Genomic DNA, 25,720 nt, shown 5'->3' on the forward strand with positions numbered 1-25,720 from the left:
TTTCAGTTATCCACATCATTCAGCCCATCATGGCTGCAATAGTTGGAATCACAGCAATACATAAAAATGCAGGAAGAAAGCACAACGCAGTCGGCACGAGCAGATCAACCGAGAGGCGAGACGAACGCTGCTCAAGATTCGAACGCTCAGCCGAGTCGAGACGTTCGATCATTGCGCGGATTTGTGGGGCTGCTTCGATGCCGCGTTCCCATGGTGAGCGCAGGCAGTCGCGCACGGATGTCAGCGTACGCGAGGCTGGAGCGGAACTTGAGTGACAGATGCTGCCCCAGACATCATCCCAACTTGAGGTGACTGACAAACGCTGAGCTGCCTGACGTAGCGCAGCACCGGTTTGGCCGTTGATTGCGGCGCCAACTAAATCAAGTGAGCGCAGCACTGATGTGCCACTTTGCAGTGCAACGGCAAGTAGTTCTAAAACGAGCGTCGTGGGGACTTCGGTAGACGCTGCAGAAGCAGAACTTGCGGCGGCATCGAGTCTCGCGAACTGGTAGAGACGTTTATCGGCCGCTGCCCTACTGCTGATGATCATAGCTGCGAGCGCTACTGCTCCGCTAGCGAGAAGTATCAGTGTCATAGCGGCTCCTTAGGGCTGTGCTGTGGCGCGAGTCAGTAGCATGTGCAGCCACCACAGGCCGAATGCGTAGCAGGCGCTGCCAGTGAGGAGGCATAGCCAGCCGGCTGGCGAGCTTAGCAGGAACTGTATGGGATGTGCGCCGAGGCATTCGCCGAGCAGTAGCGTAAGCAATGGCAAAGCCGAGAGCACGCGCACGGTGGAGCGCGGTACGGCAAATGCATTGGCTGTGAGATCGGCTTGTAATCGCATGCGTTTGTAGGCAGCCTGTACGGCTTCGCAGCACACTGCGGTATGGCATCCGAGTCGTCCGCTCAGCTCGTAGGCGGCGACTAACCCTTGGCATACGAAGTTCAGTTGGTCATCGTTGTCTTCTTTGGCTTGATGCTGTTGAAGCGCGGTATGTAAGCGTTGCACATCAATATTGCCGGCGCTATCGCGTAATTTGGCTGCGCAAACGTCGTCAAAAGAGAGTCCTGAGTGTAGCGAAGCCACAGCTGATGCAAGCCACACACCAAGGCCCATGCCATCTGCAGTTTCGGTAGTTGCTGCATTGGTTTCATGGGGTGGCTGTGCTTTGGCGAACACCAGCAATCGTTGGGATGCTGCAGCAATGCGGTTGTACAGCAAGCACCACAGCATGGCGAGCGCTACCGCAGTTCCATAACCAACTAGGTGCATGGCTCACCTCTTCCCTGCTTCGCGGCGAATCTGCTGCTGTGCTGTGCGTTGGATCTGTTGTTGTGATGTGGCAGGTTCTGTGGCTTTGGACTTCACGCTCTGGCCTACACCGCACCATGGTTGTATGGCTGTTTGCCAGTATTCGCTGTATTGCGGTTTGGATTGGCCATCCCATCGAGCTGCTGTGCGAGCGGCGAGTGATCCATCTTGAATGCCGAAACATCCGATCTCATCTATGAAGCGGTGGCTGCCTTGCCTACTCAAATGCACAATGATGTGGAACGCACCATGCGCGAGTAATGCGAGTGCCTGCGGCTGCACTCCAGCAAGCAAACCTAAGGCTATAAGCCGTGCTGGCACACGCTCTACGCTGTCTGCATGCAATGTGGTCATACTGCCGCGGTGGCCTGAGTTCAGAGCTCGGAGCAGGTCAGCAATTTCTTCACCACGGCATTCGCCAAGCACAATGCGATCGGGACGCATACGCAAAGTGGCTTTGACAAGTTGCGCTAAATCTATGGCTCCAGCGCCTTCCACATTGGCTTGCCTCGCAACCAGTGACACTACATGGCGATGTGCTAAAGCTCCCAGCTCGCGCACTTCTTCTACGGCCACAATGCGTTCATGGTCATCAGCTTCTAACAGCATGGCTTTCAATAGTGTGGTTTTGCCTGAGCCAGTTCCGCCACAAATCAGCACATTGGCTCGCTGCTGCACAAGAGCACGCAAAAGCACAACCCACGCGTGCGGGCAGAGTCCTGATTGTTCAAGCTGGGCTAGGCTCAATGCCTCGCGCTCTGGTAAGCGAATCGACACCGCAGCACCTTGCGGCACAATAGGCGCAATAACGGCATGTACACGTAATCCATCTACTGCTGCGGCATCTGCAATTGGATTGGCTTCATCGAGCCTGCTACCGAGCTGTGCACATAGCCGCATAGCAAACATACGTTGCACATCGGGATCAGTTAATGGCACAGCCACTTGTGCAAGTTCCATACCAGAGCCACGATCAATCCATACTTGGCCATCAGGCGTGAGCAGCACGTCGGTTACGCGCTCTAATGCTGCTAACGGCGCTAGAGGGCCTAAATGCTGAATTGAATCCGTCATATCGCTACAAAGCCTGCTTCCCCTGTGGCGCTTGACTCCAGTGATCTATCACGGTTTGTGCGACCTGACGTAGTGCCTTTTTGGTTGTTTTGCTCACACGATCAGGTCCTAATCCTTCAAGCAAATCTGAACACATTTTTGGCTCATATTGCACAACCCCAGCAATGCCAACACCTAAGTAAGCTTCAGCATCTTGTGCTGTTACGGCACCACGTGCATGATGCGTTCCACGTGGCATAACACCAAGCACAATGATCTGTGGTTTGGCTGAAATTTGGATGACTTGAGCAGTGTGCGGCTCGCGAGCAGATGCTGCCTTATGGCGCGCATCCTCACGCCTCTGCACCTTTGCAGCTAGCCTCTGAGCAGCCACACTCTGCTGCAGCATGCGCTGTAACCATGCCATATAAGCCTTAGTACGAGCTAATCCAAGCACACTGAGCTCAGCCGCAATCACAATCGGCGAGCGCAGTAGCCCTGACACATGATCAAACGGCTCCCCTTGCCCAGCATCCACAATGAGCCCACACTCTTGGTTCGATAACGCTTCGACTGCCGCAACTAATTCGAATGGCTGCGGTGGTTGAGCCGCTAACCACGAATTAAATGCCAGCACCGAAATATCTTCCCAAGATGGCAATTCTTCAAGCAATGCCGATCCATCAAGCTGGGCCAATGGCGCATGAATATCTTGCCAGCGTTTGCCCTGTACATGTTCTAAGCCCAACAGCACATCAAGCCCGCCACCATTAGCACGGCAATCTATTTCGGCTAAACAGCAGCGTTCCATAGCTGTATGGAGCTCACGCGTCAGCAATGCCGCAATGGTCGATGTACCAACGCCACCTGTGGCACTCGTCACCGAAACTGTATCGGTAAACACCTGCCGCGCATGAGTTTCAGCAGTTACCGCTGCCCTGTACTCCTGTGGTTGCGCCTGAGTTTGCATATGAGCGTGCGATGTACTCGAAGGCACAAAGTACCGTTTCGGTGCGGCAGCAGAAGCACGCTCGCTATGTCGCCCTTCACTGTGTCGTCCTTGTTGACAACAAATCCCCATTGATATTGCAGTAGTCATAGTTCGATTGAACGCTAGCGCAATCGTCTTATGCAATCGTCAACCAGCAATGTGGGTAACGCACCGCTCCCCGCCCTAAATGTGTATAACTCTGTCATCACAGAATCGCGGGGGCGTATTGATCAAATTCAAGCGGCTCAACAAAAAATGCTCGCTCCCCAAACCAAGGGAAACGAGCATTTTGTGCGTTATGTCAATCGTGCCGCAACATCCTCAACGCGGTACGATTACGCTAATCAGTCAATCAATCAGTCAATAACGCCGTACAAACGATCACCTGCATCGCCCAGACCTGGAACGATGTACGAGTTCTCATCAAGACCCTCATCAACGCCGCACACCACGACCTTGAAGTCGATGGATGGGTCGATGTGCTCTTCAACGTACTTAATACCCTCTGGAGCTGCAATAATGCACACAGCCGTCACGTCCTTAGCGCCGCGCTCAGCCAGGTAGTGCGTAGCAGCAACGAGCGTGCCACCCGTAGCCAGCATTGGATCGATCAGGAAGCACTGGCGACCCGTCAGATCCTCAGGCAGACGGTTTGCGTACGTAATCTGCTGAGTTGGGTGCTCTTCGTCACGCTTCATGCCCAAGAAGCCAACCTCTGCGCTTGGCAGCATGCGCGTCATGCCGTCGAGCATGCCCAAACCAGCACGCAGCACAGGCACAATAATTGGACGTGGCTTAGCGATCGTCTTGCCAATCGTCTTAGCAACTGGCGTCTCAATTGGCTTGTCCACCACGGCCACGCGACGCGTAGCTTCGTAGGCTTCAAGCGTTACAAGTTCCGTCACGAGCTCACGGAACGTAGCAGATGAAGTGTTTTTATCGCGCAAAATGGTGAGCTTGTGCTCGACCAGCGGGTGATCCAGTACTTGAAGTTCCATACTTCCTACAGTAGAACCATCTAAGTACCGCGGATACAAATTTCCGTAAGTTTGTTCTGAAGTGGAAAATTTGACGACTGTCAAGAAGAAAAGCACTGGACCGCGAAAGCGCCATGTCGGCGCAAAGGCCGCTCGCAGCGGCAAAAAATGGAGCCCGGGGCTATGCACGGCCCAGCGCGGATTTCTACTATACCCGACTCACTCGAAACGGCACACCCTGCTGCACAAATTTCGCACATTGCTACGGGTCTTGACACCCACTCGCCCGTGCGTATCGTGAGACAGATTTGCTCATGAAATTCGGGTTTTGGCACCGTCAACTGCTTCAGCACCGTCAACTGCTTCAGTGACGTCAGTTGTTTCGGCAACGTCAATTGTTTCGACGGCGTCAGTTATTTCGACGCCGTCATCTGTTTCGCACTGTCTGTTTTCGCAATTCCAGTTCGGCTACTCGAGCCTGCCGCGCCTGTACAGCTTCGCACCCATGTGCAAATCGCGTGCCGTCGACCACAAGTTTGCTGCCGTGTGCAGCAATCGTGCGGCTTGCGTATGCAGTTTATGAGAGGTGTTGGCTGCGTTGTTCTGCTGCGTTTCGGCAGTTATAGAAAAATCATGATTATTGTTCAACGCAACGTCAGCCGCTGTATCGTGCGCATGCTGTTCCTCACTGTCTGCGACGGCCGTGAGTCGGCGGGCCTGAACACGCAAGCCGAGCGCAACCACTTCAATAAACGTTGAAGCGCGGTCGAGCGCGAGTGGGAAGTCACCAGTAAACGCACCGGCCAGAATCGAGTCGGCCGTATGCACAATATCGTCAGCCGATGGAGCGTCGTCAACGCCAGCAATAGCCGAGGCACTCGTGGCCACAGGCTCGCCTAAACGCCACAAATGGGCGATCGACTCGCGCTGACGCACCATCCACGTGCGCAAACAATACAAACGCCACAGCACGCCTGGCAGCGATACTGGCTCCGCCTGACTCCAGAGCTCGGCGATTGTATCAATGCCTTCGTGATCCACAAGCGTTAACGTGCGCTGCACTACTTGTGGATCATCGGCCTCATGAACATGGCTGAGCAGTGCCCATGCTGTTGCATGTGCAATTTCACTGACCTGCTCAGGATCAGCACCACCTGCAATGCCTTCAATCACGCCTGGGGCGAGCTGGCCAGGGCGCGTAGGACGCGGCGAACCAGCATGCGTAAAGCCCGCAGTCGTAGAAACAATCGACGCCGAACCGGCACGACCTGATGAACGCATGAAATGGCTAGTAGACAATTGGCTGCACTTTCTGAATGTCGATGATGCGAGGACCGTCGCTCGTCGGTACAAAGCTCACTGCGAGCGCACTGCCAGTTGGCATATATGGCGATTTAGCAATGAGTTGTTTAGCCAGCGACTTGCGCGTACATAATGCGCGTAGCTCATCGAACATACCACCAATTACAGGCCTATGCATGCAGATCAGCGTTGAACCTGTGTAGTTCCACAGCTGCGTAATGACCTCGTAGAAGGCACGCCATGAAGCTTTTGGATCGTCGGCAAATGCGTCCTCAGTGAGCTCGTCAATGCCGTGCACATCGTAGCCCGTTTGCCACGACAGCATCTGCACTGTTTGCAAGCAACGACGCCACGGACTCGTAAACAGCGCAGCAGGATTAAAGCATGCGAGTTCGCGATCAAGCGCATAGGCTGCCGAAGCACCCTTTGGCGTGATTGGACGCGAAGCTTCGGTACCATCCCAAGCCTTGCGCGCTTCTGCCTTGGCGTGACGCACAAGCAGCAGCGTTCGTGCTGCAGCAGCGCCTTCTTCAATGCGATCAACAAAAGCGTCAAGCACATCACGATCGGTCGAATGTGTCAGCGTCTTACGCGCCTTCTTTACCGACATCCACAGCACTTTGTCAATCTCGCCAATATCGGCGCGATGCACAGGACCAAAGGCTTCTGCAATGCGCTCTACTTGGTCTGGCTGCATCACCGTGGCCATCCAGTACTTGACGTGCTTAATCTGGTGCGACGAGTTCGAGCAACGGTTTTTACGCGTTTTCTTACCCTCGTTGCACACCGGATATTCCACATCGGTAAGGAACGGACCAAGAGCCACATGGCAACCGGTTTCTTCGCCAATTTCACGCACTGCAGCATGCCTATGCGATTCATTGGCATCGAGCTTGCCTTTTGGCCAGCTCCAGTCGTCATATTTCGGCCTATGCACCAAGCACACTTCAATGTCTTGCACACTTGGCTGAACAGTCAGCTGCATGTTGCCTGCAGCGGCATCTGCAACCGTTTGAGACGGTTGAGCCTGAGCTGACTTGCTCAGACGCCACAGGATGCCGCCAGCAGCTTGCACACCATTGGAATTTGCCATAGTTCGTGTATCAGTTCTTCCTGATTTAGCGCTTCTTACGCGAATGCTGACGGATCAAGAACTCTTGGCTATCAACAAGCGGACGACCATCGGCATCCTTCGAATGACGCACATAAGTGCCATCAGCCTGCATGTGCCAAGACATCGTGGAATCCGACATCTGCAAATCGACGTAATCAATAAGCTCTTGGATCTGCTCTGGCTCAGTAATGCGCACCAGTGCCTCAACTCGACGGTCAAGGTTACGGTGCATCAAATCAGCCGAGCCAATCCACACTTCAGGACCAGTAATAGGACCCTCACCAATCTGTGGGCCAGCCGAGTTAGCAAACGCATAAATACGGCTGTGCTCAAGGAATCGACCCAGAATAGAGCGCACGCGAATGTTCTCGCTTAAACCTGGAACATCAGGCTTCAGCGCGCAAATACCACGCTCCACAATGTCGATCTTGACGCCAGCTTGGCTTGCACGATACAGCGCATCGATGGTCTTCTCATCAACAATCGAGTTGACCTTAATCTTGATCCAAGCTTCCTTGCCAGCCTTAGCAGCCTCTTCCTCGCGCTGAATGCGCTGAATCAGACCAGCACGCACATTACGAGGTGCCACGAGCAGCCTATGGAAGCTTGACTTTGGTGCATAACCCGAAAGCTGGTTGAACAGTCGAGCCATATCCTGACCGACCACTGGATCGCAAGTCAGCAAGCCCAAATCGGTGTAAATACGAGCCGTCTTCGGGTTGTAATTACCCGTGCCCACATGGCAGTAACGCTTCAAGCCATCAGCCTCTTGACGGACCACAAGCGAAAGCTTGCAGTGCGTCTTTAAGCCCACAATGCCATAGACCACGTGCACGCCAGCGCGCTCGAGCTTACGAGCCCAAGCAATATTGGCGTCCTCGTCGAATCGAGCCTTAAGCTCCACAAGCACAAGCACCTGCTTGCCCGCGTGAGCCGCATCAATTAAGGCATCGATAATTGGCGAGTTACTCGAAGTCCTATAGAGCGTCTGCTTAATAGCGAGCACCTTAGGATCAGCTGCAGCTTGTGCCAAGAACGCTTGCACAGAAGTAGAGAAAGAATCATACGGATGATGCAGCAAAATATCGCGCTCACGAATAGCGGCGAAAATATCTTGCGCACGACTCGTCTCAACTTCAGCAATCTGACGGTTCGTTGTTGGCACGAACGGACGGAACTTGAGATCTGGGCGATCAATGGAACCGAGCTCGAACAAAACCGTAGCGTCGAGCGGCGCTGGCAGACGGTAGACCTCGTCAGAAGTCACACCGAGCTGGTCAGCGAGCAGCTGCGAGAGGAATGGCGACATTTCATCGCTGATTTCCAGACGAATTGGCGGTCCGAAACGACGACGCAGCAGCTCCTTCTCGATGGCGTTGAGCAGGTTCTCTGCATCATCTTCTTCAACGTCAATGTCCTCGTTTCGCGTAACACGGAACGAGCGAGCTTCCTTAATAATCATGCCTGGGAACAGCGATTCCAAGTGCGCAATAATCAGGTTCTCCATCGTAATGAAGCCATAGCGCACCTCAGAAGCATCGTCCTCGGTCATGTCGTCGACTGGCACGAGGCGGCTCAAGTTATCTGGAATCTTGACGCGAGCGAAGTGCGACTTACCGCTCGTTGGATTCTCCACAAGCACGGCCAAGTTAATGGCGTGGCCTGAAATATAAGGGAATGGGTGGGCAGGATCCACGGCCAGCGGCGTTAACACTGGGAAGACCTGCTGACGGTAGTAACGGCTCAGGCGCTCCTGCTCCGCGACGGTCAGCTTATCCCAGCCGAGCAGCACAATCTGTTCCTTCGCCAGATCAGGCAGAATATGCTCCACAACATAGTGGGCATGTTCTTCCTGCAGACGGTGTGCCTGCTCACTGATGGCGCGCATCTGCTGGCGTGGGCTCAGGCCCGAGGCCGATGGCACGGCAATACCCGAGTCAATACGGCGCTTCAAACCAGCCACGCGCACCATAAAGAACTCATCAAGATTGTTAGCAAAAATAGCTGCGAAGCTTGCACGCTCAATAACTGGAATCTCTTCATCTTGAGCCAGTTCAAGCACGCGCTTGTTAAACTTCAGCCAGCTTAATTCACGATCAAAAAACCTATCGGCTGGCAGCGGTTGCTCACCCTCTTTGGCTTCGCGACGATCACTTCGTGTGGTCTCTGCAATATGTTCTGCAATTTGGCTGCGCAGCACTGCTTTCGATGGTGCGTCGAAAATCTGTGTCATACCCTCTACCTTAGGGGATACATGTTGCGTTTGTGTAGCTTTTAGCTGTGATTCTCAGCAAATTTTTGACATGTTTTAGGGATAACCCCGTTTCACCCCGTAATGTTCGTTCATTTCTCTGTTTTGATCACTCGTTTCGAACAACACGCCGACTATATTGTTGATTCATGTTCGATTGAACAAATGGCCGTTTTAACCGAACTGAACTGCACGTTTCTGTGAACTTTATGGGGGTGAAGTTAACAGAACGAACGAATATCTAACAAAGCTTCCAATATGAGCTGCAAAAGGTTGCATCGTGGCGCATGCTGAGCATAATTAGGAGCTACAAGAACAACTGAACAGCAGACCCACAAAAGTGTATGATCAGTCAGATTATTACGTTGGGCGGGTATTGGAAGGACTTACCGTTACAACGATGTTGTTGTGCAGAGATTCTGCTGTAGTTGAACTTGATGGAGACCCGCTACGGCGGGTCTCTTTTTTGTTTCCGCACATGTTTTGTGATTCTTTGTGCGATTATTCATGATTCTTGCAAGATTGCCAGCAAATATGGGTTTCAGACGTTATGCCCAGAGTCTGGCTTTACTCAGGTAGGCTCGTGAGCAATTCGTAACAGTACGTACAACGTACGGCATCGAGTCAAAGGAGAAAGCCATGGTAAAGTTCTTGAAGAAAATGCTTATTGGTTCAGCAGTCGCCGCAGGCGCTGGCGTGTGGGCTGTTGCACCACGATCGTTTAACAACAAGCGCTCTAACTATGTGCCAACGATGCCAAAGGTGCCATACGCACATCGCGGTCTGCACGATGCAGGCTCGGGCTTAAGCAAGCAGCACATTAAGGAACATGCTGAGTACATCATGATGGCTCGTGAGTACGCAACTAAGGCCGGTTTCGGCGGTAATGGAACTACGAACCAGGCCATTGCCCCAGAGAACTCGCTTGCTGCTTTTGCCGCTGCAGCTGAGGCTGGCTTCGGCATTGAGCTTGATATTCAGTTAACTGCTGATGATCAGGTTGTTGTGTTGCACGATCCTGATCTGATGCGCGTTGCTGGCGATCCACGCAATGTGCGCGATCTGACCTATGACGAGCTCACTCGTATTCCTCTGTTCCCTGACTGCCCACCAAGCAGCGATAAGGCACGTCCACTGCCGCTGTCGAAGGAAAATCCACCACTCGTTACGACGCCAGATAAGGCACCAGAGGGCTATTACCAGCATGTGCCACTGCTTGAAGATGTGCTGAAGCTTGTGGACGGCCGCGTGCCAATTATTATCGAGTACAAGTTCCGTAACCTGCGCGCTTGGGATGCTCAGGATGATCGTCTGATGGAGCTTGCTTCTGATCTGCTTGAGGCATATCACGGCCCATATGTTGTTGAATCGTTCAGCCCTGCAGCCATGAACTGGTATCGCGTGCACCAGCCACATGTGTGCCGCGGTCAGCTCGCTGAGGCTGCCAACATTAACAAGGATGGCTTCATTCCATGGCTGGCTGGTTCGCTTGGCCTGAACTGGCTGTCTCGCCCAGACTTCGTGGCATATGACTGGAAGGACGGCAACAAGGCTGCTGTTCGCTTGGCTCATCAGCTCGGCGCACTTACCGTTGCTTGGACAGTGCGCAACGAAGTTGAGCTCGAGCAGTGCGAGCCATACTTCGATCGCATTATTTTCGAAGGTTTCGTGCCAGAACCAGAAACCATTGAGGTTATTCGCGAACACTAATTCTCGCGAGCGCTGATTTCTGCGGGTATGCATTCCCACAATCACAGATTTCCGCGAGCGCTGTTACCTCATATAAAAACTCCGAGCACCAAAGTCGGATAACGACTGAGGTGTTCGGAGTTTTTTGTATGTCTTGAAGGTTCACGACTCAAAGTTCAACCATTTGAGTTTCAACGACTTGAGACCCAACCACTTAACCGTTTCACATGAAACACGTTATCTGTTTCATGTGAAACGCATCGTGTGAAGCACTACCTATTACGGCGCCTCTTCTTTGTGGCGTGCGACTTCACCATAATGTCAATCACGATCCACACCGAGAGAATAAAGGCAATTAAGTAGCCCATAAAGCCCACAAGTGGAATGCCGAAAATAATTGGCTTCATGCCAGCGAAGTAGACAATCGACGAGCCAACGAAGAGGCCGACGACAATTAATGCCAGCGTTACGCGATTGACCATGTCGTTAATTGCCGACATAGGCTCTTTCGAACCTACCAGCTCAAGGTTCATGCGCAGATCGCCACGCGTCAGCATGCGCAGTGCTGTTTCACTCTCTTGAATAGCTTTGAGTCCTGCATGTAGGGCTTCGTGGCTTTCTACGAGCACGTTACGCAGCTCTTCTTTAGCCATTTCCTTCGTCGACTTCTGCGACGCAATATGCTTCGAAATAATCTGGATCATATTGACATTCGGAATGAACTCGTCAAGCAGGCCTTCGAGTGTGATTAAGGCGCGACCGACTGTGGTAATCGAGCTTGGCACCTCGATGCCATGCCTATGTGCCATAGACGTCAGCGAACCTAAGAATTGAGCCAAGTTCAGATCGGCCAAATCAACGGTGCCGAACTCTTCCACAATGCTGTCGAGATCGGAAAGCAGTTCTGGATAATCAACACTGCTTGCTGTTGAGCCCGTAAAACGAAGCAACGCATCAGCCAACTGCGGCGAATCCTGCTTTGCCACAGCAAACAGCATCTGCTGCATAGCCGCACGCGTTGGCGCATCCAAACGACCCGTCATACCCAAATCGAGCAGCACAATCTGACCACCATGAATCATGATGTTGCCAGGATGCGGATCAGCGTGGAAGAAGCCTACATCGAGAATCTGTGCCGCGTAGTTATCAACAAGCTTTGTACCGATTTCGGTAAGCGAGTAGCCGTCAGCAACAAGTTCCTTCGTATGAGCGATTGGAATACCCGTCATATATTCCATAACGAGCACATGCTCGGTGCACAGATCAGGGAATGGCGTTGGACAATCCATATAGGCGTAGTTATTGCAGAACCGCTTGAATTCCCACAGGTTTCGAGCTTCGCTTAAGAAGTTCGTTTCTTCATCAAACGTATCCCAAAGCTCTTCAATAACGCCTTGCAGATCAACAACCTGCGAGTTATGCATAAAACGCGTAGCACTGCGCGCAATAGAACGCATAATCGAAATATCTTCGGCCATCGTTTCGCGCACGCCTGGACGCTGCACCTTAATGGCTACGTCTTCACCCGAAACAAGTCGTGCACGATGCACCTGTGCCAGCGAAGCCGAGCCCAACGGCGTTGGATCAACCGAAGCAAATACTTCATCAAGCTTGCGGCCGTATTCGCTTTCCAGCGTCTCTACAACAACGCTATATGGCATTGGATCAGCGTCAGCGCGCAGCTTGGCGAGCTCATCACAGAATGGCTGTGGCAGGATCTCGGATCGCATCGACAGCACTTGACCCACTTTGACGAATGTAGGACCGAGTGCCTCGAGCATATGGCGCAGTTTGACTGGCGTCAGGCCCTTAAGTGCGTCATATTGCAAGGCCACACGCATAATCTGGTTCAGACGCTTGATTTTCGAGCGTCGCGTCAGATGGTATTCGGCAGAGAAATCCTTATGACGCGTTCCAAACAGGCCAATTGTTTCATTAACTTCTGCATCATCATGCTGCTGCGGTGACGAGAACTCTTGTGAGACATCAAGACGCTGTGGTGCTGCACTCCCCTGCGACGCAACGCTCTCCTGAGAGTCGACGTCATCTTGCGCTGCTGCACTGTTTGCTGATGCCGTGCTGTTCTGCATTGCATCGTTGAGTGATGCTGTACTCTCCTGTACCGCTGCATCGCTTTGCAATGCAGTGTTCTCCTGCGACGTATTCGATTCAGATGTAGCCTGTGAGGACGTCTGTTTCGTCATTTCTCTCCTGCTTCACTCCGAGCATGCCAAAGCCGCGGATCGCAACATACGACCCGCGGCATAGCTGAAGTTGAGATTACTTGCTCAGTCTTCGTCGTTCTTCTTGGTTGCAGCGTGTTGAATACCTGCTGCTGCCGAGCGCAGCTGCTCGCCGGCTTCCTTGACGGACTCCTTAACGTTCTCAGAAACGTTGCCCGCCTTGTGAGACAGCTCCTCGTTCAGTTCCTTACCCTGGCTCACCGTGAGCTCGCCCTTCTTGACGAGATCATTGATAATTTCGCTGCCCTTTTCAGCAGTCGTTGCCAGTGCGCCAACGCCGGCAAGAAATACCTTGCGCAGGCCCTCGCCCAATCCATCAACAAGATTGTTGTTCTCTGCCATATTGGCCTCCTTAGGTCACGGCATGGTGTGCCGTTCTACGCGTCCACGTTTGTTTCGTACGTTGTGTCTAACTCTACACAGGGTTTTCTGCAGATTTGCTGGGATTCTGCAGCATCTTACCTACTGGATGAACAACAGTTTGCTGATTTTTCTTGTATTTCTGCCTCACGCACGTAACTGCTGTGAGCAGCACTACAAAAAACAAACTGCTTGGCGACTCAGCACAGAGATCATGTACCGAATTACCAAGCAGTTGTAGCGATTAATGAGCTAAAGCTCAGCGAGGACGCTGCATAGCGGCTTCACGAGCGTTATGAGCATCGGCATCAATACGAGCCAATTCTGCAGCCATTTCAGGCGTCTGGCGTACTTCATAGGTGCCATAGCGGTGCTCAGCAGCCTTGCGGATTAAGAAATCAGCAATAGCTGGGTTCTTTGGGCACAGCGAGCCATGCATATAAGTGCCAATGACGTTGTTGACGCGAGCGCCCTCAGTATGATCCTGACCGTTATTGCCCATGCCTTCGCCAGCAACAGTGCCCAGTGGCTGAGCACCCTTACCGAGGAACGTTTGACCCGAGTGGTTCTCATAGCCCACGATCTGGCCAAAATCGTCAGAAGTTTCGGTCAAATTACCGATCATGCGCACATCGCGACCAACGGTGTAGGCGTCAAGAATGCTAATGCCTTCGATCTTCGTGCCATCTTGCGTCTCAAAGTACTTGCCAAACAGCTGGTACAGGCCGCAGATCACGAGCATTGGCACGCCTTCAGCGGCGAGCTTGCGCAGATCGTCAGCGCGACGCTGGAAGTCTTCGCCAATCTTCTTCTGGCCAGTATCCTGACCACCACCGCCGAGCACCATATCGATGTGTTCTGGCCACTGATCGTTCTGGTTATAGGCATGAATGCGAGGCTCGTAGCCTTGCAGCTTCAAACGACGTTCCACGGTCAACACGTTGCCTGTATCGCCGTAAATATTCATGTCTCGTGGGTAGAGCCACAGTACGTCAATTGGACGCACTTCGTCGGTGGGATTGGTTGATGTGTTCTGTGCAGAAATCGACATAAAAGAACTCCTCACCTACCTACGCCGGCGTCGCTGACTTCGGTGACGCGAGCGAGCGCCGCACGAACGGCGAGCATAGAAGTGTACGTGCAATAAATGTGCTTCACAGGCGCAGGGTTGCGCAGGAACTGCTCAAGCGCCGTTTCAATGTCGGGCTCCACGGCAGCGTGAGGCACGTCGTCGTAGTCGAGACGCAGCGCCATATCCCAAGCGCGCACGCCCGAAACCATAGCGACGCCAGTTTCCTTGAGGCTCGTGAAATCAACGTCCCAGAGCCAGCTCATATCGCGGCCGTCGGCGTACTGATCGTTGATGACGATCATCGTGTCGGCATTCTCTGGAGGGAACGAAGCGAGCGAAAGACGGAAGCCCATTGGGTTCTTGACGAGCAGCAGCTCAACAACCGAGTTACCCACGGTAATACGTTCGCCACGGCCGAATGCTGGCGTGACTTGGGCCAAAGCCGAGAGCTGGTCGTCGATGCTGGCGTTAGCGAAATGAGCCAAGCGCTCTGGCAGACCTGCAGAGCCGAAGCGCTGCATACGACGGAACGTTGGGGCGTCGGCGAGCGCAGCCTTGGCATCGCGCTGCACGGCACGCACCACACCGAGTGCTGCTGCCGAGTTGTACAGGTTGTAGACGCCTTCGAGCTGTACCTGCGTGCTGTAGTCGTTGTTTGCGACGCAGAACTGGGCCTCGTGGTCGCCAACGGCAGTCAGCGTCACGTCGGCTGCGAGGCAGTCGGCATGTGCGTTGGCTGGCAGTGGTTCAGCCGTCGAATCGGCGTCGGCTTCGGTGTCGGCGAGCACTTCGCTGGCGAGCTGTACGTCAAGTGTTGTGGCCATATCGTCATCGGTTGGGAAGAACTTACGCAGATCTTGGCTCAGGCCGAAGAACGACGTCTTTGTACCATCTGGAACGAGTTCTGCGAGCGCGCTAATGCGTGGATCTTCACGGTTCAGCACGACTTCACGCGTTGTAGCGCTTGCAACGTGGCCGAGCAGACGAGCTGTGTTATCGATTTCACCAAAGCGATCGAGTTGGTCGCGCATCACATTGAGCAGCAGCGCATAACGAGGCTTGACTTGGTGCACAAAATGCACGGCGTAGGCTTCGTCGAGCTCGAGCACAGCGATGTCGGCATCGAGATGGCCGTTCAGCGTGACTTCGTTGAGCAGTGCGGAAACAACGCCGCGCGTGAAGTTCGAGCCTGTTGGATTCGTAAATACCTTGAGGCCCAGGTCGCTCAGCATGCTGGCAACCATACGCGTTGTTGTCGTTTTACCGTTCGTACCTGAAACGAGCACGACGCCGAGTGGTAAACGGCCCAAAGTGCGGCGTAGGAAGCCTGGATCGAGGCGCTCAATGACTTTGCCGGGGAAGGCGGAGCCACCGTGGCGCGTCACGCGTGCAGCCCAGCGCACGGCCTTGCCGATGGCTGGGGTTGCGAACGAATGCCAGTTGCGAGTTGGTACTGGCTGCTCGGTTGCAGCCGGTGTTGAAGCTTGTGTTGTAGCAGATTCTGGGGTCGAATCTTGCATGTCACACTCCTTGTGAGAAGTCCTGCGGCATATCCTGGAATCGCGAATTCGCGCCGCGAAACGCCAGATGGAACGTATCAGTTGGACCATTACGATGCTTAGCCATAATAATGTCAGCCTCGCCTGGTCGATCTTCCTTGTCGTAGAAGTCAGGGCGGTGTACGAGGAACACGACGTCAGCATCCTGCTCAATAGAGCCCGATTCACGCAGATCGGAAAGCTGAGGCTTCTTGTCGTTACGCATTTCTGGACCACGGTTCAGCTGCGACAGTGCCACAACTGGCACCTCAAGTTCCTTAGCGAGCAGCTTCAGAGCACGTGAGAACTCAGAAACCTCCTGCTGACGGCTTTCAATCTGCTTACCCGAGCTCATGAGCTGCAGATAGTCAATAACAACGAGCTTTAAGTCGTTCGTCTGCTTGAGTCGACGGCACTTAGCACGAATCTCCATCAAGCTCATATTTGGCGAATCATCGATGAACAGTGGTGCATTGTTCAGGCGCGAATAGAACTGATTCAGTGTGTTCCAACGCTCGATCGTCACATCTTCTGGACGGCGCATTGCAGCCAGTGGAATATCAGTTTCAGCCGAAATAATACGTTGAGCCAATTCGACTTTGCTCATTTCCAAGCTGAACACAATGGTGGTTAAGCCATGGTGCAACGAGGCAGCACGGGCAAAATCAATGCCGAGCGTGGACTTACCCATTGCAGGACGGCCTGCCACAACGATCATCTGGCCAGGCTGCAGACCCTGCGTCACGTCGTCAATATCACGGAAACCAGTAGGCACACCCTTTTGAATATTGCCCTTCTGGATCTCATCAATCTGCGTTAAAGCGTCGTTGACGACCTCGCTAATTGGTGCATAATCCTGGCGCACCTTGCCGGCGCCCATCTCGTAGACCTCAGACTGAGCGAGGTTGACGACGTCTTCGGCCTGCGAACCTTCTGCAGAGAAACCGAGCTGTGCAATACGCGTACCAGCGGCAATAACCTGACGCAAAATAGCGGCATCATGCACGATTTTGGCGTAATACGTAGCATTTGCAGCTGTTGGAACGCTCGCAACAAGGCTGTGCAGGTAGTCGGAGCCACCAACCTTTTCGAGCGTGCCATCGTCATTGAGCTTGTTTGCTACGAGCACGACGTCAGCAGGCTCTGACTTAGAAAATAGGTCAATTATGGCGTTATAAATCGTCTGATGATTTGGCTGATAGAAGTCTGCAGGCGAGATCATTTGAGAAACTTCGCCAATTGCATCCTTACTCATGAGCATGCCGCCAAGCACTGCCATTTCGGCATTATCGTCGTGTGGAGGCACACGATCGAACAAGGCCGCATTGTTGCGGTCGTCTTGTTCACGCGTAAAAGAAGAGGAATGAGAAGATTCGGCCATAGCCATGAGTATAGGCAGAGCACGTTCCAGTAGAAAGTAGTGGAGCAAGGACTTACTAAGTATTCACTCCCCTTCGCGCACCGCAAAGTTATCCACATTGTGCATTTTTGTGGGTCATTGAGTGGTCCGGATGCCCCTCTTTCATGCTCTCTGCATCCTCATTTGCAGCTCAACAAGACCTCTTATGACTCCACGATGTTCTCTTAGCAACTCATTTGACAGCAAATTAACCGCAAAAATTACCGAAATTGTCACCAAAATCGGGTTCGATGCCACTACATACCCCCGTTGAGTCCCCTAGACCAGGGCAAAAGAGGCAAATTTACATCAGTTCATGGCATATATCAAGAGTTTCGGGGGTATCGACACGCGCGGAAACCCCTATTGTGGATTACTTTTTCCACAAATCCCGACTTATCCACATTATGGGGATAATCATGTGGATAAACGTATCGGTTATCCCCAGATTCAGGATAACTGTGTGTATAACTGGGGGATAAATATGCACAAAGGCTCCACAAAGCCATTCTCAATTTGCATCTTGAGTGTCTGAGTGATATGGCTCACACCCCCTAAAGTCAATAATTGCAATATATTCGACAGTTTTCCTAGAGCTGTATAGATAACGCTAAAGTTTTCCACATAAAAATGTGAAGACCGACCTTCACAATTGGATTAATCTGAAAGTTATGCACAATTCTCCAGAATTCTTGCGTGCATTCGATACCTCATCGGGGGTTATCCACACTTATGAGTTTCTATCCCGTTAACTTTTGGCCGAGATATCCACATTTTCCGAGTGAGTTGCCAGCATGCAACCCAAAGTTTTCCACATACTGACTCGCTGCTACTTCGGTGACGCCTTATTGCTATCTCGGCACTAGCTCGTTACTGGCCTCTCAGTGCCTCATTATCGACTCATTATTGGTTTGTCGTTGAACCGCACCGCACAAAAATCCGAAGTTTTTGGCTAAATTCCAGTCATTTTCGGTCTAAACAGCGTTTACGCACGGCTCGTGCCATGCCAGTAACTAAGGAAGCCTGCCAAGAACTCCATCCCGACCGCTTCCCTATTGTTTCACCCGAAGTCGCGCCCAAAGAATTCATATCGGCGCGCGTTAAATCAAAAAGCATATCGAGTAAAACGGCGTCATATCGCACGATTGCCGCCAATTCCTCAAGAATGACCTCATTATTGGGATCTTTGCTTGCAGCGGCTTCAGATAGCGTCAAATGGTGACTGACGAGCAGCGTTACCCAGTCAACAATTTGCTCATCAAAACCTAAGCGCCGCACAATAACTCGCGCATGGCGAGCGCCCTCTTTCGAATGATCCGCAATGCCAGGTCGCTTACCAATATCATGCAAAATGCCTGCGAGCAGTAATGCTTGGTAATGTGCATCGTCGTATGACTCACTCTCAGTATTTTCTGTAAGCTCTTGCGGTCGTAATCGGCTCAATTTCGCCGTAACTTCAACCATGTGCCGATCAATGGTGTAACGATGCGCTGCGGACGCTGACGGGCGATTTCGAATTGCATCCCATTCTGGCATCATGCGACCCGGAATCCCAATAAAATCAAGGCTTTCCCAAACATCAAGCAATTGTTCACCCGAGCCAAGCATCGCTATGAACGAATTTCTCATGGACTCGTTCCAGCCGTGGTCGCGCAATGGAGTATGAGCAAGATTCAGCAACGTCGCCGGATGAATAGCACATCCTAAACGAGCCGACTGCTCGGCCGCACGTAACGCAAGTCCAGCATCCGAACTGATGTCAACCGCTGGAGCGAGAGCAATTTCGTGCTCGTGAAGCAGCAAACCTGGGGCCACTTCGGTGAATTTTGGGGCCTGACGCTTGCCCTGAGCGCGAGGATGACGAATTTGGAAGAATGCGAACGGACGCTTGCCCTGAGGCAACGTACGCTGCGCTCGAGAAGCCGTGGAATCTAGCGAAAAAGCCACCGAACGACCAAGGCGAGCGAGCAGCGTCATCAAGTCGTCAATTGAGCGAGCCTGACGCTCCCCCTCTGGCAGTGTGGGGTCAGCAAGCCCCAGCATGGCCGCAACAGGCGCCTGGAAGCGCGATAACAGTAAATTGGTCTCTTTTTGTGCAGCCAAATGAACGGCGTCACGCACGTCAAGAAGCCGCTCTACGGCCGCATCATATTTGCCATGAGGCCGGTCCGCGAGCCATGACGCCGCAATTGCCTCAACGAGCACCGTGTCTCGAAGTCCGCCGCGCGCCTCCTTAACATTCGGCTCATTGACGTAAGGCAGCCTTCCGTACCGCTCAAGCCTTGTGCGCGTTGAGTTTAACAGCTCTGGAAGGCGCTTTCTTGCCGCCTTCCTCCAACGTTCGAGGATCGAGACGGCAGTTTTTTCAATTATTTCTGTATCGCCCGCGAGAGGCTTCACATCGAGCCATCCCATAGCGGCCGGAAGATCGTGATCGGTGACCGATTCGCACTGCGAACACGTACGAACGCTGTAATCAAGATCCAATCCAGCATCCCAAATCGGATACCACAGCGCATGAGCCAAAGCATTGAGCTGATCAGCATTGAGCGCATGGCCATTGTGGATAAGTACGAGGTCGAGATCGGAATATGGGCCAATAGCACCTCGAGCAAGTGACCCAACGGCCGCTAAACCGACTCCTTCTAAGGGCACTCTAAAGGGCAAAGAGGCAATAGCCTCATCCCAAAGGTGGATAAGTGCCCGTTCGACCGCCAGAGAGCGCGCTAAACGTTTTTCGGGTCCTGACCTATACACACCATCGGCATCACAGCGGCTGAGATCAAGCATTTGGGCCTTGAGATGCTGCAAACTCTGCGCCATGACGCTCCTTCAGTAATAAATAAAAATCTGTTTTAAATAAATAAAAAATGTATTAAATAAATGAATAAATATTTATATAAATAAAAACAGTAGTTTTCTATAAATAAAAATGATTCCTTACGTTTGTGAAGACGGGGGTATAAAGAGCATGTTTTCAACCCCAGATTTTCGGGGGTATAAAGTGAGTTCGCAAACTCCTTCCAAAAAGGGGGTATTCAGAGAACTCATTACCCCCTTCCGTAACGGGGGTATAAAACCGGTTCGAATTCCGTATGTAAAACGGGGGTATAGAGTTCCAGTTTTACTCCCTGCATAACGGGGGTATAACTTCGCGATCTACCTCCTTATGCAGAAAAATTGCTCATTAGTTCTATGATCACGCAATATGCCAAAACCATGGTCTGGATTCCAGTACTTGGAAGGCCAATGGGATAACCCACACTTCAGGGTCGTTTTTTAGGTCAAAAGTGGCTGTTTGCGGATTGGGGTCGAAAAAGTGCGGTTGAGGAATAGATCAACTCAGGAAACTGGAGAGTTGGAGATCTGGGGCAGCTTCAACTCTGGTTCCAGTTCCACCTCCACTTCCACTTCAAATTCCAATTCAGATTCCGATTCTGATTCTGACTCTGACTCCGCCTCTGAATCGAGTCTCGGTCAGAAGATCTAGGATCTCGAAAACTTGCGACTCAATGCTGAGTTGACGAACTGAAGATTCCAAGCCGGGTCTTGAGGCTGAATCAAAAAACTTCGGGGTCAGCGCTTCTGCTCAGATACTCAATGGATGGAAATCTGAAATGTTGCAATGTTCAATGGTTGGAATGCTGCAATGCTGGAGTGCTGCAATGCTGCTGGAGTGATGAACCGGCGAGCTGAGAAAAACGGCTGAATTGTTGATTCGTTGAAATGTTGAAGCGATGAAATGACACGTTATTCAATGCAACTATCGATATACGGCAGTGACCTACAGAACAGGCTGCTTAACAGGCTCCAAAGCCATTTACGAGTACATATAGTTATATACAGATCGAGTTCTTACCAAGGCTATAAGGCCTGTTAACGCTTGTTATAGCTGCATTAGGCAGAGGTCATGAAGTAATAAGTTAGACCGTTCCAGACAGGTGGTGCAGATGCCAATAAACGCGGCATCAGAATCCGGGATCTATAAACTTCGAACTCAAAAAACGTATAAAAAAGCCTCACATTCCAGAAATGAGTATTGGTCAAAAGTGGAGTGTGAGGCTTGAAGTGATGAGCTAATGCTCAACAATCAGATAGCAGCCGAGCCAGTCTCGCCGGTGCGGACGCGAACGACCATGTCGAGTGGCGTAACCCAGACCTTGCCGTCGCCAATTGTGTCGCTGCTTGCGGCGCCAACAATGACGTCTACGAGCGACTCGTAATCGGCATCGTCGCAGAGCACTTCGATGCGGATCTTTGGCTGGAGGTCGACCGTGTACTCAGCGCCACGGTAGATCTCCGTGTGGCCGCGCTGACGGCCGTAACCATTAGCTTCCGAAACAGTCAGGCCGCGGACGCCTGCCGAGGCGAGAGCTTCCTTAACTTCGTCGAGCTTGTGCGGCTGAATAATTGCGGTGATGAGCTTCATAACTTACCTCGCATCCCTAATGACCGAGCTAGCGGTGCCAGCGAAATCGTATGCGCGTTCGCCTTGGTCAGCCAAGTCGATGCCAGCAACTTCCTGAGCTGGCGTCACGCGCCAACCAATCGTCTTCTCAAGTGCGAACGCGATGATCGTCGTGATCACTGCCGAGAAGGCAATGGCGATGAGGGCAATAACAATCTGGACGACGAGCTGACGCCAGTCACCGCCGCAGAACAGGCCGGTTCCTTCCATCATGAAGCCGAGCAGGACAGTACCAATAAGGCCGCCAACGCCGTGCACGCCGACGACGTCGAGCGAGTCATCGTAGCCGAGCTTGAACTTGAGGCTGCAGGCCAAGCAGGTGCAGATACCAGCGATCAGGCCGAGCACGATCGACCACAGTGGTGAAACAACATCGGCAGCTGGAGTGATAGCAACCAAACCGGCGACGATGCCTGAGGCAGCGCCCATGGCCGTGTAGTGACCGGTTCGAATCTTTTCGGTGAAGCCCCAGCCGAGCATTGCTGCGGCGGCTGCGAGCGAAGTGGAGATCCATGCGTAGCCGGCAGTGCCATTAGCGGCGAATGCCGAACCAGCATTGAAGCCGAACCAACCGAACCACAGCAGGAAGGCACCGAGCATAACGAATGGCACGTTGTGAGGGCGCATTGGTTCAATGCCGAAGCCCTTACGCTTACCAATGATGAGCACAATAATCAGTGCAGCAACTGCGGCGTTAATATGCACAACCGTGCCGCCTGCGAAGTCGTGAGCGTGTGCGCCAATAGCCTGCGAAATTGGACCGTCTGCGGAGAGCAGACCACCATTCCAGACCATGTGAGCCATTGGTGCGTAATCGAACGTAACCCAGAGGGCAACGAAGATCATCCACGTGCTGTACTTGACGCGTTCAGCAATAGCGCCGCAGATCAGGGCGACCGTGATCATTGCGAATGCAGCCTGGAAGGCCACATCAACGCTGGCTGGATAGCCGTGATTATTCAGCGTTGCCGAGGTGAAAACACCATCCTGAGCAACCATCGTGTCTTTGAGCAAGAAGCCCGTTGCAGGGTCACCGAAGACACCACCAACCGACTTGCCTGCGTAAGCAATCGACCAGCCCCACAGGCCCCAGATCAACATGGTGACCGACAGTGCTGCGGCTTCCATAATGAGCATGTTCAGCACGGCCTTCGAGCGAACCATGCCGCCATAGAACAGCGCAACGCCTGGCGTCATCAAGAACACCAAGCACGCTGATGTAAGGATCCACGCGGTATTGCCAGAATCAAGCACTCCCATGCGGTTACCTCCTCTGTTTAAACTCTTTCTCTCTTGTCACATTTATCGAATCGAACGCGCGTTTTGATTAAGTTACGTTGCGTTACGAAAGCGTTAAACGTGACCGTGACGAGACTGTTGAAATGTATTGAAAATACTCGTCTTTGCTAAAGCAAACTCTTACTCAGCAAGAATTCCATCGACGAACGATTCGGCATCAAATGGAGCCAAATCATCTGGACCTTCGCCCACGCCAACGAGCTTGACTGGAACGCCCAGCTCCTTCTGAACAGCAATAACAATGCCACCCTTTGCGGAGCCGTCGAGCTTCGTCAGCACAACACCGGTAATGCCAATAGCCTCAGCGAATACCTTGGCCTGAGTCATGCCGTTCTGGCCGGTAGTGGCATCAAGCACGAGCAGTACTTCGTCGACTGGGAGGTTCTTCTCGGTAACGCGGCGGATCTTGCCAAGCTCATCCATGAGGTTGGCCTTGTTCTGCAAACGACCTGCCGTATCAATAATGAGCACATCGGAATCGAGTTCCTTGGCCTTAGCCGAGGCCTCAAAAGCAACCGAAGCAGGGTCTGCACCATCGTGATCGGAACGCACGATTGGCACACCAGCCTTGGCACCCCAAGTCTCAAGCTGATCTGCAGCTGCAGCACGGAACGTATCAGCAGCACCCAGCAGAACCTGCTTATCTTGGCTCACGAACAGACGGGCAAGCTTGCCAGCGGTCGTCGTCTTACCAGTACCATTCACGCCAACCATAATGATGACGCTTGGATGGTTAGCATCTGGCTTATCAGCATTCAGGCGGCGATCCACATCGGTGCCGACGAGATCCAGCAGCTGCGAGCGCAGTGCTTCGCGAACCTGTGCGGCATCGCTGGTACCCGTAACTCGGGCATCGGTGCGCAGCTGATCAACAAGATGTTCCGAAGCTTCAGCACCAACATCAGCCATCAGCAGCGTATCTTCAACATCTTCCCAATCACTCTCGGTCAGATGATCCTTGGCCAGAATGTTGAACAGTGCCTTACCGAATGGGTTTGCCGACTTCGAAAGGCGTTCACGCAAGCGCTGCAAACGGCTTGTGCGACCTGCTGGCTTCTCAGTCTTCTGTTCGACGGTAACTGGCACTTCCTCAACGAGGTTGAGGTCAGTGACAAGCATTTCTGATTCAGGCAAGCCTTCAGACATTTCCGAGGTCTGTTCTTGAGCTTGCTGTGCAGCACGTTGCGAAGGCGTCAGCTCAGTTGCTGGCTGACCTGACTTCTGAGCCTGCTTTGCTGCAGCTTCTGCTTCAGCTTCGGCTGCCAAACGTGCATCTGCTTTGGCCTTAGCAGCTTCATCGTTGCGGCGCAAAGCGCGCTTGCGGGAGCGGTCCATCCACACGCCGCCCACAATGAACAGCGCGGCAACCACAACCACAGCAACAATGGCAATGATCGTGTTCATATCCATGCGTTTAAGGCTAGATTCCTCAGCTGACACTTCGTGTAAAAAACGCATTATTTAGACAGCCATCGTCTAAATCGGGGGTGAGATGTTCACATTCAACTGCTGCTTCAACTCTGCCTAGGGGCGGCTCTGAGTGGATCATTGATGAATTATCAACCACATCTCTATAGACCGGATTTAATTGGCAATGACGGAGCAGCTAACTGTCCGTTAATCCATGTATCCGAAGTTCACCATATAAACACAATGTCCGAAAAGCAAGCAGCGAGTAGGTGTTCACCATGTTTGCACGCACAATAGGTATACACGCATTGAGCAATATGCGGACTGCAATTCAAGGAGTACTCAGCAGCCGCAATCGTTACTCATGCCGAACTAGCGAGCCGTGCGAATACACGGTAAGCACACGAGAGAGACAGGGGAACCAAAATGATTGGTGGCAATACAACACATCCTGCAACGAAGCAGTTTATAGACAATTTCGAAAGCTTTCCGGACAAGCAAGAAGAAGCACAGCCTTCACCTCCAACTTCAACTTGGATGAAGTGGCTACCTCCTGTTGCCATAATTTGGGGAGCACTACTCGCTTGTGCCGTTATCCTCGGCATTGAAGATTTTTATCGTGTACAGGATGCATTTTTCTTTACGCTCTATTTTGCGCCAATTCTCGTTACACTTGGCACCATCGCATATTCCCTTCTGCGATATGGATGGAAAGCTTGGCCTAGCATACTTATTGCTTATCCACTTACCGTGCTCATGAACTACTCTCTGTTGCACGCAATGGATTATCAAGCATTTCTTTTAGCTGCTATGACATGTGGCATGGGCATAGCTGTCGCCCTACTCAGCGTAGCTATTATTCGAGGTATACGACGCCTTATGCGAGCACCTCACACACTTCACCATAAACAATGCGTACTCATGTCATCAACACTGGCAGCATGGACGATGTTTGTACTGTTTGCGCTCCTCTTAACAAAAAGTGCATCTAGCGAAGATGCCTCTAATCCACCAATTAATATCTATTACGTTTCTATGCTGACTATTGCTTGCGCACTTACACTCATCACCGTATTTACGCGTAGAAAAGCACCAGCTCCTGTGGAAGAAGAGAGCTAGGAACTACAGAACAACAAGATACGTAACTGAAAGCCGCAAGCTTTCAATGCAGCTTTTCGAAGCCTCTGTAACATCAAAGATGTTCTACATAGAACTCTTCATACCAGTTGATATTGCAGAGGC

The 25,720-nt window shown here is 52.3% G+C and carries 19 protein-coding genes; 2 read left to right on the plus strand and 17 right to left on the minus strand.

Annotation, left to right across the window (positions count from 1 at the left end; all coding sequences use genetic code 11):
* Nucleotides 1-19: 19 nt before the first annotated feature.
* The 8 genes from D2E26_RS06220 to D2E26_RS06255 form a co-directional block, all read right to left on the minus strand.
* A complete protein-coding gene (locus D2E26_RS06220; RefSeq protein ID WP_125963828.1) occupies nucleotides 20-595 on the minus strand; it encodes a type II secretion system F family protein in 576 nt (191 codons plus the stop codon).
* Nucleotides 596-604: 9 nt separating this feature from the next.
* Nucleotides 605-1,273 (minus strand): pilus assembly protein, encoded by a 669-nt coding sequence (locus D2E26_RS06225; protein ID WP_125963829.1) that lies wholly within the window; start codon nucleotides 1,271-1,273, stop codon nucleotides 605-607.
* Nucleotides 1,274-1,276: 3 nt separating this feature from the next.
* The gene (locus D2E26_RS06230; protein ID WP_125963830.1) at nucleotides 1,277-2,386 is read right to left on the minus strand and encodes a TadA family conjugal transfer-associated ATPase; all 1,110 of its coding nucleotides are present in this window, start codon (nucleotides 2,384-2,386) and stop codon (nucleotides 1,277-1,279) included.
* 4 nt (nucleotides 2,387-2,390) lie between these two features.
* Nucleotides 2,391-3,335, minus strand: coding sequence for a P-loop NTPase family protein (locus D2E26_RS06235; protein ID WP_125963831.1), 945 nt, complete (start codon nucleotides 3,333-3,335; stop codon nucleotides 2,391-2,393).
* Nucleotides 3,336-3,712: 377 nt separating this feature from the next.
* Nucleotides 3,713-4,354 carry a uracil phosphoribosyltransferase gene (upp, locus tag D2E26_RS06240; RefSeq protein WP_125963832.1) on the minus strand — a complete coding sequence of 214 codons (642 nt, stop codon included), beginning with the start codon at nucleotides 4,352-4,354 and terminating at the stop codon, nucleotides 3,713-3,715.
* Nucleotides 4,355-4,801: 447 nt separating this feature from the next.
* Nucleotides 4,802-5,614, minus strand: a complete 813-nt coding sequence (locus D2E26_RS06245; RefSeq protein ID WP_125963940.1) for a hypothetical protein — start codon at nucleotides 5,612-5,614, stop codon at nucleotides 4,802-4,804.
* 7 nt (nucleotides 5,615-5,621) lie between these two features.
* A complete protein-coding gene (locus D2E26_RS06250; protein ID WP_125963833.1) occupies nucleotides 5,622-6,728 on the minus strand; it encodes an NUDIX hydrolase in 1,107 nt (368 codons plus the stop codon).
* A gap of 25 nt (nucleotides 6,729-6,753) precedes the next feature.
* Nucleotides 6,754-8,982 (minus strand): RNA degradosome polyphosphate kinase, encoded by a 2,229-nt coding sequence (locus tag D2E26_RS06255; RefSeq protein ID WP_125963834.1) that lies wholly within the window; start codon nucleotides 8,980-8,982, stop codon nucleotides 6,754-6,756.
* Between the two features lie 657 nt (nucleotides 8,983-9,639).
* Here D2E26_RS06255 and D2E26_RS06260 point away from each other — a divergent pair.
* Nucleotides 9,640-10,710: a glycerophosphodiester phosphodiesterase family protein gene (locus tag D2E26_RS06260; RefSeq protein ID WP_125963835.1), complete on the plus strand. Its 1,071-nt coding sequence runs from the start codon at nucleotides 9,640-9,642 to the stop codon at nucleotides 10,708-10,710.
* Between the two features lie 251 nt (nucleotides 10,711-10,961).
* On the opposite strand, the gene D2E26_RS06265 is transcribed toward D2E26_RS06260, so the two are convergent.
* The 9 genes from D2E26_RS06265 to ftsY form a co-directional block, all read right to left on the minus strand.
* Nucleotides 10,962-12,779 carry an ABC1 kinase family protein gene (locus tag D2E26_RS06265; RefSeq protein ID WP_125963941.1) on the minus strand — a complete coding sequence of 606 codons (1,818 nt, stop codon included), beginning with the start codon at nucleotides 12,777-12,779 and terminating at the stop codon, nucleotides 10,962-10,964.
* A 198-nt stretch (nucleotides 12,780-12,977) separates the two neighbouring features.
* Nucleotides 12,978-13,274 (minus strand): phasin family protein, encoded by a 297-nt coding sequence (locus D2E26_RS06270; protein ID WP_125963836.1) that lies wholly within the window; start codon nucleotides 13,272-13,274, stop codon nucleotides 12,978-12,980.
* A 277-nt stretch (nucleotides 13,275-13,551) separates the two neighbouring features.
* Complete coding sequence (locus D2E26_RS06275; RefSeq protein ID WP_125963837.1) at nucleotides 13,552-14,343, minus strand: type 1 glutamine amidotransferase; 792 nt, start codon at nucleotides 14,341-14,343, stop codon at nucleotides 13,552-13,554.
* An 11-nt stretch (nucleotides 14,344-14,354) separates the two neighbouring features.
* Complete coding sequence (locus D2E26_RS06280; RefSeq protein WP_125963838.1) at nucleotides 14,355-15,884, minus strand: Mur ligase family protein; 1,530 nt, start codon at nucleotides 15,882-15,884, stop codon at nucleotides 14,355-14,357.
* Between the two features lies 1 nt (nucleotide 15,885).
* A complete protein-coding gene (gene dnaB, locus D2E26_RS06285; protein WP_125963839.1) occupies nucleotides 15,886-17,283 on the minus strand; it encodes a replicative DNA helicase in 1,398 nt (465 codons plus the stop codon).
* A gap of 981 nt (nucleotides 17,284-18,264) precedes the next feature.
* Nucleotides 18,265-20,124: a [protein-PII] uridylyltransferase family protein gene (locus D2E26_RS06290; protein WP_125963840.1), complete on the minus strand. Its 1,860-nt coding sequence runs from the start codon at nucleotides 20,122-20,124 to the stop codon at nucleotides 18,265-18,267.
* Nucleotides 20,125-21,391: 1,267 nt separating this feature from the next.
* Nucleotides 21,392-21,730, minus strand: a complete 339-nt coding sequence (locus D2E26_RS06300; protein ID WP_125963841.1) for a P-II family nitrogen regulator — start codon at nucleotides 21,728-21,730, stop codon at nucleotides 21,392-21,394.
* 3 nt (nucleotides 21,731-21,733) lie between these two features.
* Nucleotides 21,734-23,029, minus strand: a complete 1,296-nt coding sequence (locus D2E26_RS06305) for an ammonium transporter (protein WP_125963842.1) — start codon at nucleotides 23,027-23,029, stop codon at nucleotides 21,734-21,736.
* Nucleotides 23,030-23,188: 159 nt separating this feature from the next.
* Nucleotides 23,189-24,478, minus strand: coding sequence for a signal recognition particle-docking protein FtsY (gene ftsY, locus D2E26_RS06310; RefSeq protein ID WP_125963843.1), 1,290 nt, complete (start codon nucleotides 24,476-24,478; stop codon nucleotides 23,189-23,191).
* Between the two features lie 426 nt (nucleotides 24,479-24,904).
* On the opposite strand from ftsY, the gene D2E26_RS06315 reads away from it, so the two are divergent.
* Nucleotides 24,905-25,597, plus strand: coding sequence for a hypothetical protein (locus D2E26_RS06315; protein ID WP_125963844.1), 693 nt, complete (start codon nucleotides 24,905-24,907; stop codon nucleotides 25,595-25,597).
* Nucleotides 25,598-25,720 lie beyond the last annotated feature (123 nt).

It is taken from the genome of Bifidobacterium dolichotidis (genome assembly GCF_003951975.1).
Taxonomy (GTDB): Bacteria; Actinomycetota; Actinomycetes; order Actinomycetales; family Bifidobacteriaceae; genus Bifidobacterium; species Bifidobacterium dolichotidis.